This window comes from Algoriphagus sp. AK58 (assembly GCF_014324365.1).
In the GTDB taxonomy this organism is placed as follows: Bacteria; Bacteroidota; Bacteroidia; order Cytophagales; family Cyclobacteriaceae; genus Algoriphagus.
The window spans coordinates 72,713-87,048 of sequence record NZ_QEIG01000007.1 but is presented as its reverse complement, the minus strand read 5'-3'; the positions used below and the strand labels follow the sequence as shown (position 1 = coordinate 87,048).

13 protein-coding genes are annotated in these 14,336 nt (G+C 43.1%); 3 read left to right on the top strand and 10 right to left on the bottom strand.

Translation table 11 applies throughout. The annotated features are described in order from the left end of the window. The first annotated feature begins 634 nt into the window (after window positions 1-634). Window positions 635-1,270 (top strand): GDSL-type esterase/lipase family protein, encoded by a 636-nt coding sequence (locus tag DDT91_RS05980; RefSeq protein WP_187175240.1) that lies wholly within the window; start codon window positions 635-637, stop codon window positions 1,268-1,270. 217 nt (window positions 1,271-1,487) lie between these two features. Here DDT91_RS05980 and DDT91_RS05975 read toward each other — a convergent pair whose 3' ends face one another. The 10 genes from DDT91_RS05975 to DDT91_RS05930 form a co-directional block, all read right to left on the bottom strand. Next, a complete protein-coding gene (locus DDT91_RS05975) occupies window positions 1,488-2,363 on the bottom strand; it encodes an HIT domain-containing protein (RefSeq protein ID WP_255502035.1) in 876 nt (291 codons plus the stop codon). A 135-nt stretch (window positions 2,364-2,498) separates the two neighbouring features. Continuing rightward, window positions 2,499-3,230, bottom strand: coding sequence for an HNH endonuclease domain-containing protein (locus DDT91_RS05970; RefSeq protein WP_187175239.1), 732 nt, complete (start codon window positions 3,228-3,230; stop codon window positions 2,499-2,501). Window positions 3,231-3,479: 249 nt separating this feature from the next. After that, window positions 3,480-4,352 (bottom strand): ATP synthase F1 subunit gamma, encoded by an 873-nt coding sequence (gene atpG / locus DDT91_RS05965; protein ID WP_187175238.1) that lies wholly within the window; start codon window positions 4,350-4,352, stop codon window positions 3,480-3,482. A gap of 59 nt (window positions 4,353-4,411) precedes the next feature. Beyond that, window positions 4,412-5,989: a F0F1 ATP synthase subunit alpha gene (gene atpA, locus DDT91_RS05960; RefSeq protein ID WP_187175237.1), complete on the bottom strand. Its 1,578-nt coding sequence runs from the start codon at window positions 5,987-5,989 to the stop codon at window positions 4,412-4,414. A 21-nt stretch (window positions 5,990-6,010) separates the two neighbouring features. Next, a complete protein-coding gene (gene atpH, locus DDT91_RS05955; protein WP_187175236.1) occupies window positions 6,011-6,574 on the bottom strand; it encodes an ATP synthase F1 subunit delta in 564 nt (187 codons plus the stop codon). 6 nt (window positions 6,575-6,580) lie between these two features. After that, on the bottom strand, window positions 6,581-7,075 hold the full coding sequence (locus tag DDT91_RS05950; RefSeq protein ID WP_187175235.1) for a F0F1 ATP synthase subunit B: 495 nt from the start codon (window positions 7,073-7,075) through the stop codon (window positions 6,581-6,583). Window positions 7,076-7,149: 74 nt separating this feature from the next. After that, entirely contained in the window at window positions 7,150-7,410 is a 261-nt protein-coding gene (gene atpE, locus DDT91_RS05945) for an ATP synthase F0 subunit C (protein WP_026955099.1), read from the bottom strand. Window positions 7,411-7,448: 38 nt separating this feature from the next. After that, window positions 7,449-8,492 (bottom strand): F0F1 ATP synthase subunit A, encoded by a 1,044-nt coding sequence (atpB, locus tag DDT91_RS05940; protein WP_187175234.1) that lies wholly within the window; start codon window positions 8,490-8,492, stop codon window positions 7,449-7,451. Between the two features lie 19 nt (window positions 8,493-8,511). Next, window positions 8,512-8,889, bottom strand: coding sequence for a hypothetical protein (locus tag DDT91_RS05935; protein ID WP_187175233.1), 378 nt, complete (start codon window positions 8,887-8,889; stop codon window positions 8,512-8,514). A 56-nt stretch (window positions 8,890-8,945) separates the two neighbouring features. After that, window positions 8,946-9,179 carry an AtpZ/AtpI family protein gene (locus DDT91_RS05930; RefSeq protein WP_187175232.1) on the bottom strand — a complete coding sequence of 78 codons (234 nt, stop codon included), beginning with the start codon at window positions 9,177-9,179 and terminating at the stop codon, window positions 8,946-8,948. Between the two features lie 127 nt (window positions 9,180-9,306). Here DDT91_RS05930 and DDT91_RS05925 point away from each other — a divergent pair, with 127 nt between their 5' ends. After that, window positions 9,307-11,931, top strand: a complete 2,625-nt coding sequence (locus DDT91_RS05925) for a gliding motility protein (RefSeq protein ID WP_187175231.1) — start codon at window positions 9,307-9,309, stop codon at window positions 11,929-11,931. A 3-nt stretch (window positions 11,932-11,934) separates the two neighbouring features. Further along, window positions 11,935-14,238 carry a penicillin-binding protein 1A gene (locus DDT91_RS05920; RefSeq protein ID WP_187175230.1) on the top strand — a complete coding sequence of 768 codons (2,304 nt, stop codon included), beginning with the start codon at window positions 11,935-11,937 and terminating at the stop codon, window positions 14,236-14,238. Window positions 14,239-14,336 lie beyond the last annotated feature (98 nt).

Sequence of the window (14,336 nt, the reverse complement as noted above, 5' to 3'; positions counted from 1 at the left end):
AAGTTTGACCCTTACAGGGGCCCCAATGATGATTTCAATTCTGAAGAAAATCGTAAGATTTTTATCTCTGTGAACTCGAAAAGGCAAATCCTACAAGTCAGGATGGAAGTTTCATTAATCCCAATTCTAATCCATCTTTCCCCTTCGTGGGTGGTCTTTTGCAAAATTATCTCTGCGTCCCAACCTCCGATAGTCAAGTCCGCGGTAAAAAAAGAACTCTTTGAGCCCTCTCAATTTTACTATGAGATCTTGGCGGTTATTAATTCTTCTGCGCCACTTAGATGAGTCAAAACATAAACCTTCGAGGTTATAAAAACCTCAAAGGTTATCCCCCAAAAAACGTCAGCTTTACCTCTGAATTCTTGAAAAAAGTCTATGAAACGTAAAAGACTGAGGTTCAAAAAATGTCTTATTCTAATTCTCTTTTTCCTCTGTGGTAAAAAATTACTTTGCGCCCTCTGTGTCTCCGCGGTAAAAAAAAGAATCCTTCGATCCCTCTCCCCTTCCTGTCCTTCACGGTTAAAAAATCTTCGAGCCCTCTCATTTTTACTTTGAGACCTTGGCGGTTAAAATTTCAGCGGTTAGTCTTAATCCTAAAAATTCACCAATTTCCCCCTTCAAAGCCCAAAAAACCATGCGTAAACTCTCTCTCCTTTTTCTGGCACTTTTGGCCAGTCTATCTGCTTTTTCCCAAAGACCCATCAAAGTTGCCTTCGTTGGCAACAGCATCACCCAAGGACCCGGCCGGGACAATCCCGATTCCTATCCTCTTCAGGTAGCCGCTTTGCTCGGGGAATCCTACGAGGTCAAAAACTTCGGTGTCAGCGGTCGTACCCTTCTCAAAAAAGGAGACTATCCTTATTGGAACGAACCCCAATTCCAGCAGGTCAAAGACTTCCAACCCGATGTGGTCGTCATCAAGCTAGGCACCAACGACTCCAAACCTCAAAACTGGGCCCACAAAGCCGATTTTGTGAAAGACTATCTTGACCTGATCGCAGAATTTCGGGCCCACATGCCCAAGGATGGAAAAGTCTATGTCGTGATGCCCGTGCCTGTGACCCGAGTCAACTTTGGCATCAATCCCGAGGTGATGAACAACGAACAGCGCCTGATGCTGATGGAAATCATCCAAAAATCCGGCGCAGAACTGATTGATCTCTACACCCCGCTGATGGACAAACCCGAACTCCTTCCTGACGGGGTCCACCCGAACACCGAAGGCCTCCGCATCATGGCGGCTGTAGTGGCGAGAAGGATTCGACTTTAAGTGGGATGGGGTACGTAGTCAAAAACCTGGCAGGTCTTTAAGACCTGCCAGGTTTGAACTAAGCCTCAATTAACTTTTAGTAAATTACTTTTGGTTAATCGCATTCTTAGGAATATAAAATCAGCTCACTTTTCCAGAATTATTTTCAAGAGTTCTGCAATGTCGAGTTCAAATAAGTGTAGCTGTCAGTGAATTTTCTTTGGAAAAGTTTCTCAGGTCAATACATCTTCCTTTCCGGGATCACGCCCCTCACTCCTCCTCTTGGATCGTCCACATCACCAGCATATCGTGGAATCAAATGAATATGAACATGGGAAACAGTCTGTCCTGCTTTTTCTCCAATGTTGATTCCAATGTTAAACCCCTCAGGATTGAAGCGCTTTTGGATTTTTTTCTTCACCTCATTGAGCAAAAACAAGCAGGAGGATTGCTCCTTGAAACTTAACTCAAAATAGTCAGCAATATGCCTTTTGGGAATAATAAGGGCATGTCCGGGGTTGACAGGAAATTTATCCAAAATGGAATAGGCTTGAGCTGATTCCAATATCAATTCAGCCTTGGATTCCGGATTACAAAATGGACAACCTGAATATGATTTTGGAACTTGGTTGTATTGCTGAAACTCGTAAATTTCACAACTGTCATTTTTGAAGATTGACCGAAAAGGCAAAACAACATTGGTTTGAAAAGTCGGTTTTTGATGGATTTTATGCGTTCGAAATCCTTCATAGACAAGATCTCTTCTGACTGCGAAATAGGCTTTTCCTGAAGGCTTGAGTAAGGCAGAAATTTCCATCAAGACCAATGCTTGCTCCTCAGGAAGGAGTACATTCAGTACATAAAAGCAAATGATGGTATCAAACTTTTGCTCAGGAAAATGGGGGAAATAATGCTTATCATAGCCTAGGATATTAACTCCCTGTTGCCCCAAAATCTCTACATCTTTCCCAAATCCACATCCAAAATCCAACACTTCGCCCAATAATAGACCTCTTTCCTTCACAATTCGTGCAGGAAAAGAAAGGGAATCCCGCTCTTTGGCGGTTAGGTGGGAAAATTGGTTTTCATTCTTGCCCATAAAACTCAAACCCATTATTGTGAGCAATGGTAATCAATGGTTGAAGTGTTTCTCTGAATCTTTGTTTTCCATGCTTCTCATCAAGAAAACCATCAATTGATGGAAAAATGGTGAGGTATTCCTCAATAAACTTAGATTTTGGGGATGCCTTCAAAACGATTTCGAAGCTTCTCTTTTGAATTTCAAAAAAAGGATCGAAAATCGCTCCAGCCTTGGAAGCTTATCACTTTTGGACGAATTGGTGGATGAATGAGCTGGAACTAAATTCCAGTTTAAATTATGGGAAACAAAGTTATAGGGCACAAAGTGATCTAAAACATAGTTTTCTTTGGTAAGTGTCAAATTGGAATAAATACACCTGTGCTCTTCTACCTCATCAAAATAGAGATTCCAAAACTCCACTTTGTTTTTATTGAGATTACTCCTGTTGATCGGCTTAATAAGCTTATTCGGAATATCAGGAACATTGGGATTGTGCTTTTGCAAAAAAAGACTCAAATTCCAAAAGCAGAAGCTTTTCAGAATTGCTGAATTTTTCAATAGATAATCAACCCAATCAGGATTAATCTCGATGTGTTCAGAATCCAAAAAGTATAGGCTCTTTCTTTTTGGATCACGTGTGTATAAATAAATCTGATTTCTTTTCAAGTTTGGAAACCAAGGTGAAAGGAACCAATGAGGAACTTGATTATCGAAATGGGAAAGCGTCGATGCCGATTTGAAATCCTTTAGAGAAAGAAGAAGATTCCATACCTGATTCTGATTTAAATCCACTGGAATTCCTCTTTCCCGATGGAAGAAAGAAATTGATTCCTGAATCTTGTCTTGTTTTCCAAAAGAAACTTTGAAGTAATTGACAGTATACCAAGCATTGGATAACATTCGAGAAAAAATTTTTCTTTTCTCAATTCTCAACCCTTCTTCCTCCAACAATTGAAGCAAAGAAAGGAACCAATAATACTTATAAGTGGCAGACGTCTTCTTAAATGTTGCCGATAAAAATTGAATAGGAAGTAAACTATCCTCGGGTAAATTGACCATTCTATTAAAACCTTTAGATCAATTTAGAAAAACCCCACAAAAAAACCACAGCCTTTTGAGCCGTGGTCTTCTTTTGGGATCTATTGTTGGTTACTTTCCGCCTAGGGCTTCGGCACCTGCGACGATCTCCAGGATCTCGTTGGTGATGGCTGCCTGACGGGTACGGTTGTACATCAATTTCAATTCTTTCAGCAAATCACCGGCATTTTCGGTAGCCTTGTCCATAGCAGTCATACGGGCACCGTGCTCGGAAGCGTTGCTTTCCAGTATAGCCTTGTAAAACTGCACTCTCAAGGCCTTGGGCACCAATTCCTGAATGATAAACTCACGGGATGGCTCCAGAATATAGTCCGTTTCAGTGGTGGTCTTCACCACAGACTCCTCAGCGCTCATCGGCAAAAACTGCTCGGTACGGATAATTTGGGTGGCCACGTTTTTAAATTCGTTGAACACCAAAAACACCTGATCAAAATCTCCGGCCACGAAAGCATCCATCACATGATTGGCTGCCTCTCGGATATTGTCGATGGCAAGGTCGTGGAAGAGGTTGGAAAACTGATCTATGATCGGATATTTTGTCTTCTTGAAGTATTCAAAAGACTTTTTACCGATCGGCATGATCGATACTTCTACCCCTGAAAATTGCTCTCGAATCGCAGAGTTGGTTGCCTTGATCACATTGGTATTGAAAGCCCCACAAAGACCTTTATCAGAAGTGACCGGAATCAAAAGCACCTTCTTCACTTCCCGCTTTTGGGCATACACGAGATCAGTTGCTCCTTCGGAAGCAGCCGATACATTGTTAAGAATAGCGGTCAACTTCTGAGAAAAAGGACGCATCTGAATGATTTTGTCCTGAGCTCTTCTCAGCTTGGCGGCAGACACCATTTTCATGGCCTTGGTGATCTGCTGTGTGGAGACCACCGAGTTGATCCTTTGCTTTACTTCCTTGAGGTTAGCCATCAGTGATTGCTTTGTACTTATAGATATCCGGTGAGGATGACCTCACCGGTACTTTTCGATTATTTAGCGTATTTCGGAGCCAATTCAGCAGCTGCTGTCGCCAGGATTTTTCCGGCACCGTCGATATCTCCTTTCAGAATCAACTGAAGTGCTTCTGGATAAGTAGAATCAAGAAGGTGGTAAAATTCTTTCTCAAATGCTCTTGCTTTCTCCACAGGAACGCTGTCCATCAAGCCTCTGGTAGAAGCGTAGATGATCGCTACCTGATGGGCTACGGAAACCGGAGCATATTGAGGCTGCTTCAGGATTTCTTGATTACGGCGACCTCTTTCGATGGTTCGCTTCGTAGAAGCATCTAGGTCAGAACCGAACTTAGCAAACGCTTCCAATTCACGGAATTGTGCCTGATCCAACTTCAGAGTACCCGCTACTTTCTTCATCGATTTGATCTGCGCGTTACCACCTACTCGGGATACGGAGATACCTACGTTGATCGCAGGACGGATACCGGAGTTGAAGAGGTTGGTCTCCAAAAAGATCTGACCATCGGTAATAGAGATTACGTTAGTCGGGATGTAGGCAGAAACGTCACCTGCCTGAGTTTCGATGATAGGGAGTGCAGTCAAAGATCCACCACCTTTAACCAGAGGACGAATAGATTCAGGAAGATCGTTCATCTGCTGGGCAATGGCATCAGATTTATTGATTTTAGCAGCTCTTTCGAGCAATCTTGAGTGCAAGTAGAATACGTCACCCGGATAAGCTTCACGTCCCGGAGGTCTTCTCAACAAAAGAGACACTTCACGATACGCAACAGCCTGCTTGGAAAGGTCATCATAAACCACCAAAGCAGGACGTCCGGTGTCACGGAAGAATTCACCGATCGCAGCACCTGCAAACGGAGCGAAGAACTGCATAGGTGCAGGGTCAGAAGCAGGGGCAGCTACGACTACGGTGTAAGGGAGAGCTCCGCCTTTTTCCAAGGCAGAAACGATACCTGCCACTGTAGAAGCCTTCTGTCCGATGGCTACATAAATACAGAATACAGGCTCGCCTTTATCGTAAAATTCTTTTTGGTTGATGATCGTGTCGATTACCACAGCAGTCTTACCTGTCTGACGGTCACCGATGACAAGTTCACGCTGACCACGACCGATTGGAATCATCGCATCGATAGACTTGATACCTGTCTGAAGCGGCTCGTTTACAGGCTGACGATAGATTACCCCAGGTGCTTTACGCTCCAAAGGCATTTCATAAAGCTCTCCTGTGATAGGGCCTTTGCCATCGATTGGGTTACCCAAGGTATCCACTACTCGACCAAGCATGCCTTCGCCTACATTGATAGAAGCAATTTTCTTAGTTCTCTTTACAGTATCGCCTTCTTTGATTTCTTTGGAATCTCCAAACAATACGGCACCTACATTGTCCTCTTCCAAGTTGAGTACCATTGCCTTCATTCCATTGTCGAATTCGAGCAATTCACCAGCTTGGGCTTTGGAAAGTCCATAGATTCGAGCTACACCGTCCCCTACTTGGAGGACTGTACCTACTTCTTCAAGTTCGGCTTCAGTTCTGACACCCGCGAGTTGTTCTCTCAGGATTGCCGAAACTTCATCAGGTCTTACTTCTGCCATGTTATCGTCTATTAATGCTTTTTAGATTTTACTTTGGTATTGATTTTCGGCAAATTGAACTCTAAGCGCTTTCAATTTACTGCTTAAGGATTCATCCAGCTGACGGTCATTAACTCTTAAGATGAAGCCACCGATCAATTCTGGATTTATTTTTTCTGTAAGCTTCACTTCTTTCATTCCGGTGATCTCCAACACAATCTTGGAAAACTCCGCTCTAAGCTTATCATCCAAAGGAAAAGTAGTAGTCACCTCAGCCACTTGGATGTTGCTATGAATCTGATACTGAACCTGAAATTCTCTTGCGATATCCGCCAAAATTACTTCTCTGTTCTTGCGGCAGATAATTTCGAAGAAAGACAAGGTCGCCTGAGTAGCCCCTCTTTTTTCATAGAGAGTCTTTAGAATCTTTAGCTTTTTGTCTGAACTCACGATGGGATTTCTCATGGCAAGTTCAAGGTCTCTGTTTGAACGGGCCATTTTAGCCAGGTGAAGAAAGTCCTGATAGACTTCTTCCAACTGACCTCTTTCGATGGCCAATTCCATCAGAGATTTGGCATAAGCATATGCAACTCTTTGGTTTGACATGAGGGCTTAGTTAAGCTTAATATCTTTTACGAATTCATCCACAAGCTCTTTCTGAGCCTTTTCGTCAGCCAATTTCTTGCGAAGTAATTTCTCAGTTACTTCCAAAGTCAAGGCAGCTACTTGATTTTTGACTTCAGTCAAGGCAGCCTTTTTCTCAGTCTCGATGACTGCTTTAGCAGTCTCGATCATTTGAGCACCTTGCTTGCCCGCTTCAATCTTGGCGTCTTCGATCATTTTGGCAGAAGCCTCTTGAGCTTTTTTCAAAATGGTATCTCGCTCCAGTCTTGCTTCCTGAAGGAGTTTTTCATTTTCTGCCTTCAAGTTTGCCATTTCATTTCTAGCCTGCTCAGCTGCCTTCAGCGCTCCATCAATGCTTGCCTCACGTTCCGCCAAGGTGGCCAACATAGGCTTCCAGGCAAATTTGATCAGGATAAACAAAAGGGCTAAGAAGCCGAAGAGTTGCCAGAAAATCAGACCGGCACTAGGTATAATCAGATCCATGGTAGGGAGGATTAATTTCGTTTTTGTTCAAAAGTGAGGGGATTGGCCTAGCGCCAATCCCCATTCATTTGTTCTTAGAAGGTAAGACCACCTGCGTTCAATGCAATAAGTAGACAAACTACTACTGCAAACAGGGAAACTACCTCGATCAAAGCCGCGATGATCAACATGGCAGTCTGAACCTTACCGGCAGCCTCTGGCTGACGAGCAATTGATTCCATTGCCTGGCCACCGATACGACCGATACCAAGACCTGCGCCAATCGCAACAATTCCTGCACCGATACCAGCACCCATAAGAGCCAATCCAGCAGACAACAAGATAGAAGTTAACATAAACGTTAGATTTATAAATTGAACAAAGAAATTTCTAATTAATGATGATCGTCATGGTGATGCTCAGCCACTGCACCGCCGATGTACATCGCTGTAAACAGCGTGAATACATACGCCTGAATCGTGGCCACCAACAATTCGATCATATTGATAAAGGTCACCATCAGCGTGGATACCACCCCGATCGCGTAAGACTCGAAAATGAAGACCAGAGCAATGAAAGCCAAAATCACAATGTGACCGGCAGTGATCGCCACAAAAAGACGAACCATCAAGGCAAAAGGCTTAGTAAACAAGCCGATAAATTCTACCACCACAATGATCGGCAACAAAGCCACAGGTACCCCGGGAGTAGCAAACACGTGCTTCCAGTAGTCCTTATTTCCGTTTACATTGACAATGATAAACGTCAGCATTGCCAAAGTGAAGGTCACGGCAATGTTTCCGGTCAAGTTAGCTGCGCCCGGGAGTAGTCCCAACAAGTTACCAATCCAGATGAAGAAGAATAGTGTCAACAAGTATGGCACAAACTTCATGTATTTTGGACCGATGGCTTTCTGAGCGATTTCATCACGGACGAAAATCACGATTGGTTCGATAATTGAAGCAGCACCTTTCGGTGCCACAGCCCCGTTTTTCTTGTAGTGATTTGCAGCAGACAGCACCAAGTACAGTACTAAGGCAATTACGATCAGCATCATAGCGACATTCTTCGTAATGGAGAAGTCCAAGATAGAACCTCCATCCACCCGGCCTAAATGCTCGTGCTCGTCGATGTAAATGCCATTGTGCGCGTATTCTTTGCCAAATTTGTGCGTCTCGTGATTTTGAAAGTCCGAAGATTTGTAAAATTCCAAACCTCTGTCAGAAGCATACGTAATTACCGGCAAAGGAAGGGTGATGTGCGTATGACCGATGTTGAAAAAATGCCATTCATGCGAATCCTTGATATGGTGCATGATGAAACCGGTAGGATCTTCTTTACCTTCCTCAGTCTCAGAACCAGCCGCGAAAGCTACAGCCGAAAAGTTCAGCAAAAATGCTGAAAGTAAAAGACTTAGAACCAGAATTTTGCGCGTCATCAACTCGTTTTTTTGAGGGCTACTTCGAAATCGGGCGCAAGTTAGAAATAAAGGTGTAGATATCAAAAATCAGGTAGAACAAAAAAAGAATAAAGAAATTGGCAATAAACAAAATAATATTTTCCACACCCATAACTACCAGGATAGCGATGAAGCCCAAAGAGCTCAGAATCCTGATAACCATTCCGAGAAGCTTGATTTGAAGGAAATTTTCTGGAGATTTTTTGTATAGCCAAAGAGCAAATGCACTGACCAAGTAGGATAAGCCCACGATGAATCCCAGAATGATAAAAATATCCTTATGGATAGTTTTCGGCAGCAATTCTTGGAAGACCAATACCACTCCAACGACCAAAAGTGTGAACAGAAAAAATCTGACATGAAAGTTGTTTCGCATTTTCATTATCCCGGCTTTTATGAAAGCTCAAAAGTACTTCCTTTTTTGAATTTGAGCTAGTTATCCTGCTGCATCGACTTCCAAAGCTGATAAAATGCCAATAGAATAGATCCGAAACAAAACAAAAGCAACCACAAGGGGAACTTCATGGCACTCTTCTGCTGAATCCACCAACCCAATGCCGTACCACCTCCAATCACTGCAAACAGCTGAAAAGAAAGCCCCATGTACTTTGCCCAAGTTGGAGTACCATTTTCTTTGGGGGATTTGGGAGAGCGAGGTGAAGTCATGATTTTCAAAGTTAAATTTTTCAAAATAGTCTTCGCCTTTTTCTATTGAAGAATAATCCCTCGGGCAATTCGTTCGGTAAGTACAGTAAAAGCCCTATTTTGGTACCTTGATAAGGAAAATTCATAAATGAGAAAAACAGCCGTCCTACTTGGAATAGGAATATTCATTTTTTTAGGAGCATGTTCCTCCGAGCGAAACACCTTTACCAATCGGGCATTTCACAATCTCACCTCTCATTTCAATGCCTATTACTTGGCAGATGTTAAAATCAAAGAAGTAGAAAATCAGGTAAAGTCGAATTACAAAGAGGATTATACGCAGGTATTGCCTGTATTTATTCCAATTGATTCGGCCACCATCCGACAAAATAAGGCCAAACTGGATTCTGCCCGAGAGCTTTCATCCAAGGCAATCGACTGGCACCGTATATCCAAATGGGTGGACGACAGCTACTACCTCATCGGAAAAATCGATTACCTCCAAGCTCAAGTTGACGATTCAAAAAATGCTTTCCGCTATGTCAATAGCCAAAGCAAAGACAAAGACTTGAGGCACAAAGCCCTTATCAGCCTGCTTCGCCTCTACGTGGACCAAAGAGCCACTGAGGATGCGAATTTTACGATTGATTACTTATCGAAGGAGACAGAGATCAATGAGGAAAACCGATTTGAGCTTTTCAAAACCTTAGCTTATTACTACGAAATGCGCTCCGATCAAAACGGTGTCATCGGTGCTTTGGATCGGGCTTCGGAATATGCAACAGACAAAAAAGACTTGTCAAGAATTCATTTTATCCTTGCCCAGCGTTATCAGAAAGAAGGTTTGGATGCCTTAGCTTACGATTACTATAAAAAGGCCCTCGATGGAAATCCTCCTTATGAACGTAGCTTCTTTGCCACTTTATACGCACAGCAAGTAGCCGAGCTCAATGCCTCCAAAGATCTTCGAAAAGTCAGGAATTACTACGATGATCTGTATAAAGATCCCAAAAACAAGGATCTAAAAGATGTGGTCGTATACGAAAAGGCCCTTTTTGAAGAAAAACAGGGAGATACTCCGCTCACAGTTCAGCTTCTCCACCAAGCGGCCAAAGAACCGGGGTCAAACCCGAGGCTAAAGGGCTACATCTATCAGAAACTCGCAGAGATTAACCTCAATGAATTTAAAGATTACCGGGCTACCAAATACTATCTCGACAGTGCACTTACCTTTATCAAAGAGGAAGATCCTGTAGCAATTCAAATAAAGGATCAAAAGAGCACGTTGGACCAATTTGTGTTTCATTATGAGCGAATCCAACTCAATGATAGCTTGGTTAACCTAGCCTCTCTCGGTGAGATGGAGCAACGGATGCGGATGGAAGCCTATTTAGCCTCTGAAGAGGAACGATTGATCAAAGAATCCGCACAAAAGTCTCAGCCCAAAAGCGCCAATATTTTTGATAATTTGCTGGCATTCAGCGGAAAAAACACCGGATCCAGTTTTTATTTTGACAATGGGGCCGCTATGCAACAAGGGGCGATTGAATTCAGCAGAACATGGGGAAACCGCCCCCTGCAAGATAACTGGAGAAGGCGGTCTGCCTTGTTTCAAACTTCAGGACAAAGCTCTCCACAGGCCACTAAGCCTGATTCTTCCTCGATGTCAGAAAGCTCGATTTTGGCCAGTCTTCCTTCCTTGGAAAGCCTGCTTGCCCAAATACCAAACTCTCCCGAACAGCTCGATTTGATCAATAATCAATTGGAAGATTCGTATTTCGAGTTGGGAAAATTGCTCTACTTTGACCTAAAGGATACTCAATCCAGCATCGATAATCTGGAAACCCTTATCATTCTTTACCCCAATACCATAAAAAAGCCAGAAGCTTATTATTTACTCTATTTGGGACAAAAGGAAGTAGGGGGGAATAGCCAGCAATATGTGGGGCGATTAAACCGGGAATATCCAGAGTCACCTTATACTTTTTCGGTTAATAATCCGGATGCGGCCTCGGGTAATTTGGCCTACCTTGAATCTTCTAAAAGATACGAAGAGGCGTATCAAGCCTATTATGGAGGGCAATATGATCAGGCAAGAAAGCTGATCATCACCACACTCGAAGAATATCCTTTGACAAGAAATACCGAAAAATTGCTCCTTTTGGATATTATGGTCACCGGAAAAATCGAGAGTAGGGATAGATACAAATCCAAGCTCGAGGCTTATATCCAAAACACCAAAGATCCTGAATTAGTAAATTTGGCAAGAATTATGCTTCGCCCCCTACTGAGTGAAGAAGAGTTGGCTTCTTTGGAAAAAGAGGATAAGGCTGAAGGGGATTCTGCCCTTGCGGTAAACGAAAATATTATCGAAGAAAAAAGACCGGAGGTCCCCGCAGATTCACCTTATAAGATTAATGAATCACAAACGCATATTTTTGTCATCGCTTTGACTCCATCAGAAGTAGAAGCGGCCAAAAATTTGCTGGGTGATCTGGAGAATTTCCATGCGCAAGCTTTTAGCAATGCCCGCCTGCGGACTGGAAATATGAACATGAATCAGGAAAACTCCATCTATATCATCAGTCCATTTGCCAATTCAGAAAAAGCATTGGAATACTATAAGAAATTTTCGGAAGAGTTTAAGTCCACAGGTCTTACTGAAGAAGCAAAATCTAAATCCTTCTTTATCTCGATCGAGAACTTTCAAACCCTAAACAAAACCAAAAACCTGGAGGAATACCTACTCTTCTTCAGGACTATTTATCAGTAATTTATGTCCAAAAATACCAAACCCTCCATAGCTTCTTGGGCCGGTAAAACAATCAAATACCTCTGGATCGCATTCTTCGGAGGCTTGGCGCTGTTCATCCTGTTTGTTTGGATGGTTAGTATCAATTTCCTGGGGCTTTTCGGAGCACTTCCAGATTTCAAAGCTCTTGAAAACCCCGAAAGTGAATTAGCATCCGAACTTTACTCTGCAGACGGAGTGCTTTTGGGAACCTATTTCCGAGAAAACAGAAGCCCTGTCAACTTTGAAGAACTATCTCCAAACTTGGTCAATGCCTTGATTGCAACCGAAGATGTACGATTTGAAGATCATTCGGGAATAGACATGACGGCCATGCTTCGCGTTTTTGTCAAGTCCATTTTATTGGGCCAAGATGCGGGCGGAGGTTCCACCCTAAGCCAACAGACGGCAAAAAACCTGTTCAAAACACGTAACGATGCCAGTCAGGGGATTCTAAGTTCAGTGCCTGGTCTACGGATGCTGATCATCAAAACAAAAGAATGGATCGTGGCTACCCAACTGGAGCGTGCCTACACCAAAAATGAAATTCTGACCCTCTATCTCAATACCTCAGAGTTTGGTTCAAATGCTTACGGTATCAAGACTGCTGCTGCGACCTTCTTTAATAAAACCCCGGCAGAACTAAACATCCAAGAATCAGCCGTTTTAGTGGGCCTTTTCAAAGCCCCGACCTATTACAGCCCAGTTTTCAATCCGGACAATTCCTTAAGAAGAAGAAATACAGTATTGGGTCAAATGCTCAAAAGCGAATTGCTTACTGAAGAGGAATATGACTCTATTTCTAAGCTACCCATAGAACTCGATTATCGGGTGCAAAACCAAAACCAAGGTTTGGCCACCTACTTCAGAGAGATTGTAAAAGCAGATCTGCTGAAATGGACAAAAGAAAATCTGAAATCCGACGGATCTTCCTATGACCTATTTGGGGATGGATTAAAAATTTATGTGACTCTGGACAGCAGAATGCAGCGCTATGCAGAAGAAGCAGTACGGGAGCACATGTCTGAACTCCAAAAGGCATTCTATAGAGACATGGGGAACAGAGATCCTTGGATCGATGAAAATTGGCAGGTCATTCCAAACTTTATTGAGGATGCTGTAAAACGAACCGAAGCCTATCGCCTTCTAAAAGCCCGATATGGAGACAATACCGACTCGATCAATATCAAACTGAATGAGAAGAAAAAAATGAGGGTTTTTTCCTGGGAAGGAGAACGGGATACGCTCATGAGTACGATGGACTCCATGAGATATTATAAAAGATTTCTCAGGACAGGCTTTATGAGTATGGACCCACATACCGGCCATGTAAAGGCTTGGGTAGGAGGCATTGACCACAAGTATTTCAAGTTTGACCATGTCAAGCAAGGGAAACGTCAGCCAGGTTCCACCTTCAAACCTTTTGTCTATGCAGCTGCCATAGAGAATGGATACAGCCCTTGTTATTCGGTGATCGATCAGCCCGTAGAAGTTTACATCCCCGGACAGCCAGCCTGGAGCCCTTCCAATGCAGACGGGAAATTTTCCTATGAAAAAATGACCATCAGAAAGGCAATGGCTCAATCGGTCAACTCCGTCACTGCCTACATGATGAAAAAATTGAGTCCAAAAATTGTTATTGAAACAGCAAGAAGACTGGGAGTCACCAGTGATTTGGAAGAAGTACCTTCCTTGGCATTGGGTGTAAACGACGTTTCCATTTTCGAAATGGTGGGTGCTTTCGGAACCTTCGTTAATAAAGGCGAACATACCACGCCATACTACATTGACCGAATCGAAGACAAAAACGGGAACGTCATCCAACAGTTTACACCTAGGAAAAAACCGGCCATGAGCGAAGAACACGCCTACCTGATGACGTATATGCTAAGAGGTGGTTTTGAAGAAGAAGATGGAACCAGCCAAGGGGTACCTTGGACGTTGAGAGAAGGAAATGAACTGGGAGGAAAAACAGGAACCACCCAAAATGCCTCTGACGGTTGGTATATGGGTATCAGCAAAGATTTGGTATCCGGAACTTGGGTAGGAGGTGACGATCGTGCGATCCACTTCCGAAGCTGGATTGCTGGTCAAGGGTCAAGGACTGCCAGACCCATATGGGTGAAGTACATGGCCAAAGTATATGCAGACCCAAGCCTTGGCTATACTAAAGGTCCATTTCCAAGACCTGAAAGACCTCTAAGTATCGAGATCAACTGCGATAAATACGAGCAGGAAAGTCAGCGTTTTGCAGACTTTGATTATGATGCCAAAAAGAATGATTTTTAATCAACAAGCCTCATACTGAACCCATCCTAAGCAGCCCAACTATTGGGCTGTTTTTTTACAGTTTACCAAAAAAAAATCTTGTGTCTTGTGTCTTGTGT

Coding starts and splice junctions, on each gene's coding strand:
- atpA (WP_187175237.1), bottom strand. CDS start 5,989: ATGGCAGAAGTAAGACCTGATGAAGTTTCGGCAATCCTGAGAGAACAA.
- DDT91_RS05925 (WP_187175231.1), top strand. CDS start 9,307: ATGAGAAAAACAGCCGTCCTACTTGGAATAGGAATATTCATTTTTTTA.
- atpH (WP_187175236.1), bottom strand. CDS start 6,574: ATGTCAAACCAAAGAGTTGCATATGCTTATGCCAAATCTCTGATGGAA.
- DDT91_RS05920 (WP_187175230.1), top strand. CDS start 11,935: ATGTCCAAAAATACCAAACCCTCCATAGCTTCTTGGGCCGGTAAAACA.
- DDT91_RS05970 (WP_187175239.1), bottom strand. CDS start 3,230: ATGTTATCCAATGCTTGGTATACTGTCAATTACTTCAAAGTTTCTTTT.
- atpE (WP_026955099.1), bottom strand. CDS start 7,410: ATGTTAACTTCTATCTTGTTGTCTGCTGGATTGGCTCTTATGGGTGCT.
- atpG (WP_187175238.1), bottom strand. CDS start 4,352: ATGGCTAACCTCAAGGAAGTAAAGCAAAGGATCAACTCGGTGGTCTCC.
- DDT91_RS05930 (WP_187175232.1), bottom strand. CDS start 9,179: ATGACTTCACCTCGCTCTCCCAAATCCCCCAAAGAAAATGGTACTCCA.
- DDT91_RS05950 (WP_187175235.1), bottom strand. CDS start 7,075: ATGGATCTGATTATACCTAGTGCCGGTCTGATTTTCTGGCAACTCTTC.
- atpB (WP_187175234.1), bottom strand. CDS start 8,492: ATGACGCGCAAAATTCTGGTTCTAAGTCTTTTACTTTCAGCATTTTTG.
- DDT91_RS05975 (WP_255502035.1), bottom strand. CDS start 2,363: ATGGGTTTGAGTTTTATGGGCAAGAATGAAAACCAATTTTCCCACCTA.
- DDT91_RS05935 (WP_187175233.1), bottom strand. CDS start 8,889: ATGCGAAACAACTTTCATGTCAGATTTTTTCTGTTCACACTTTTGGTC.
- DDT91_RS05980 (WP_187175240.1), top strand. CDS start 635: ATGCGTAAACTCTCTCTCCTTTTTCTGGCACTTTTGGCCAGTCTATCT.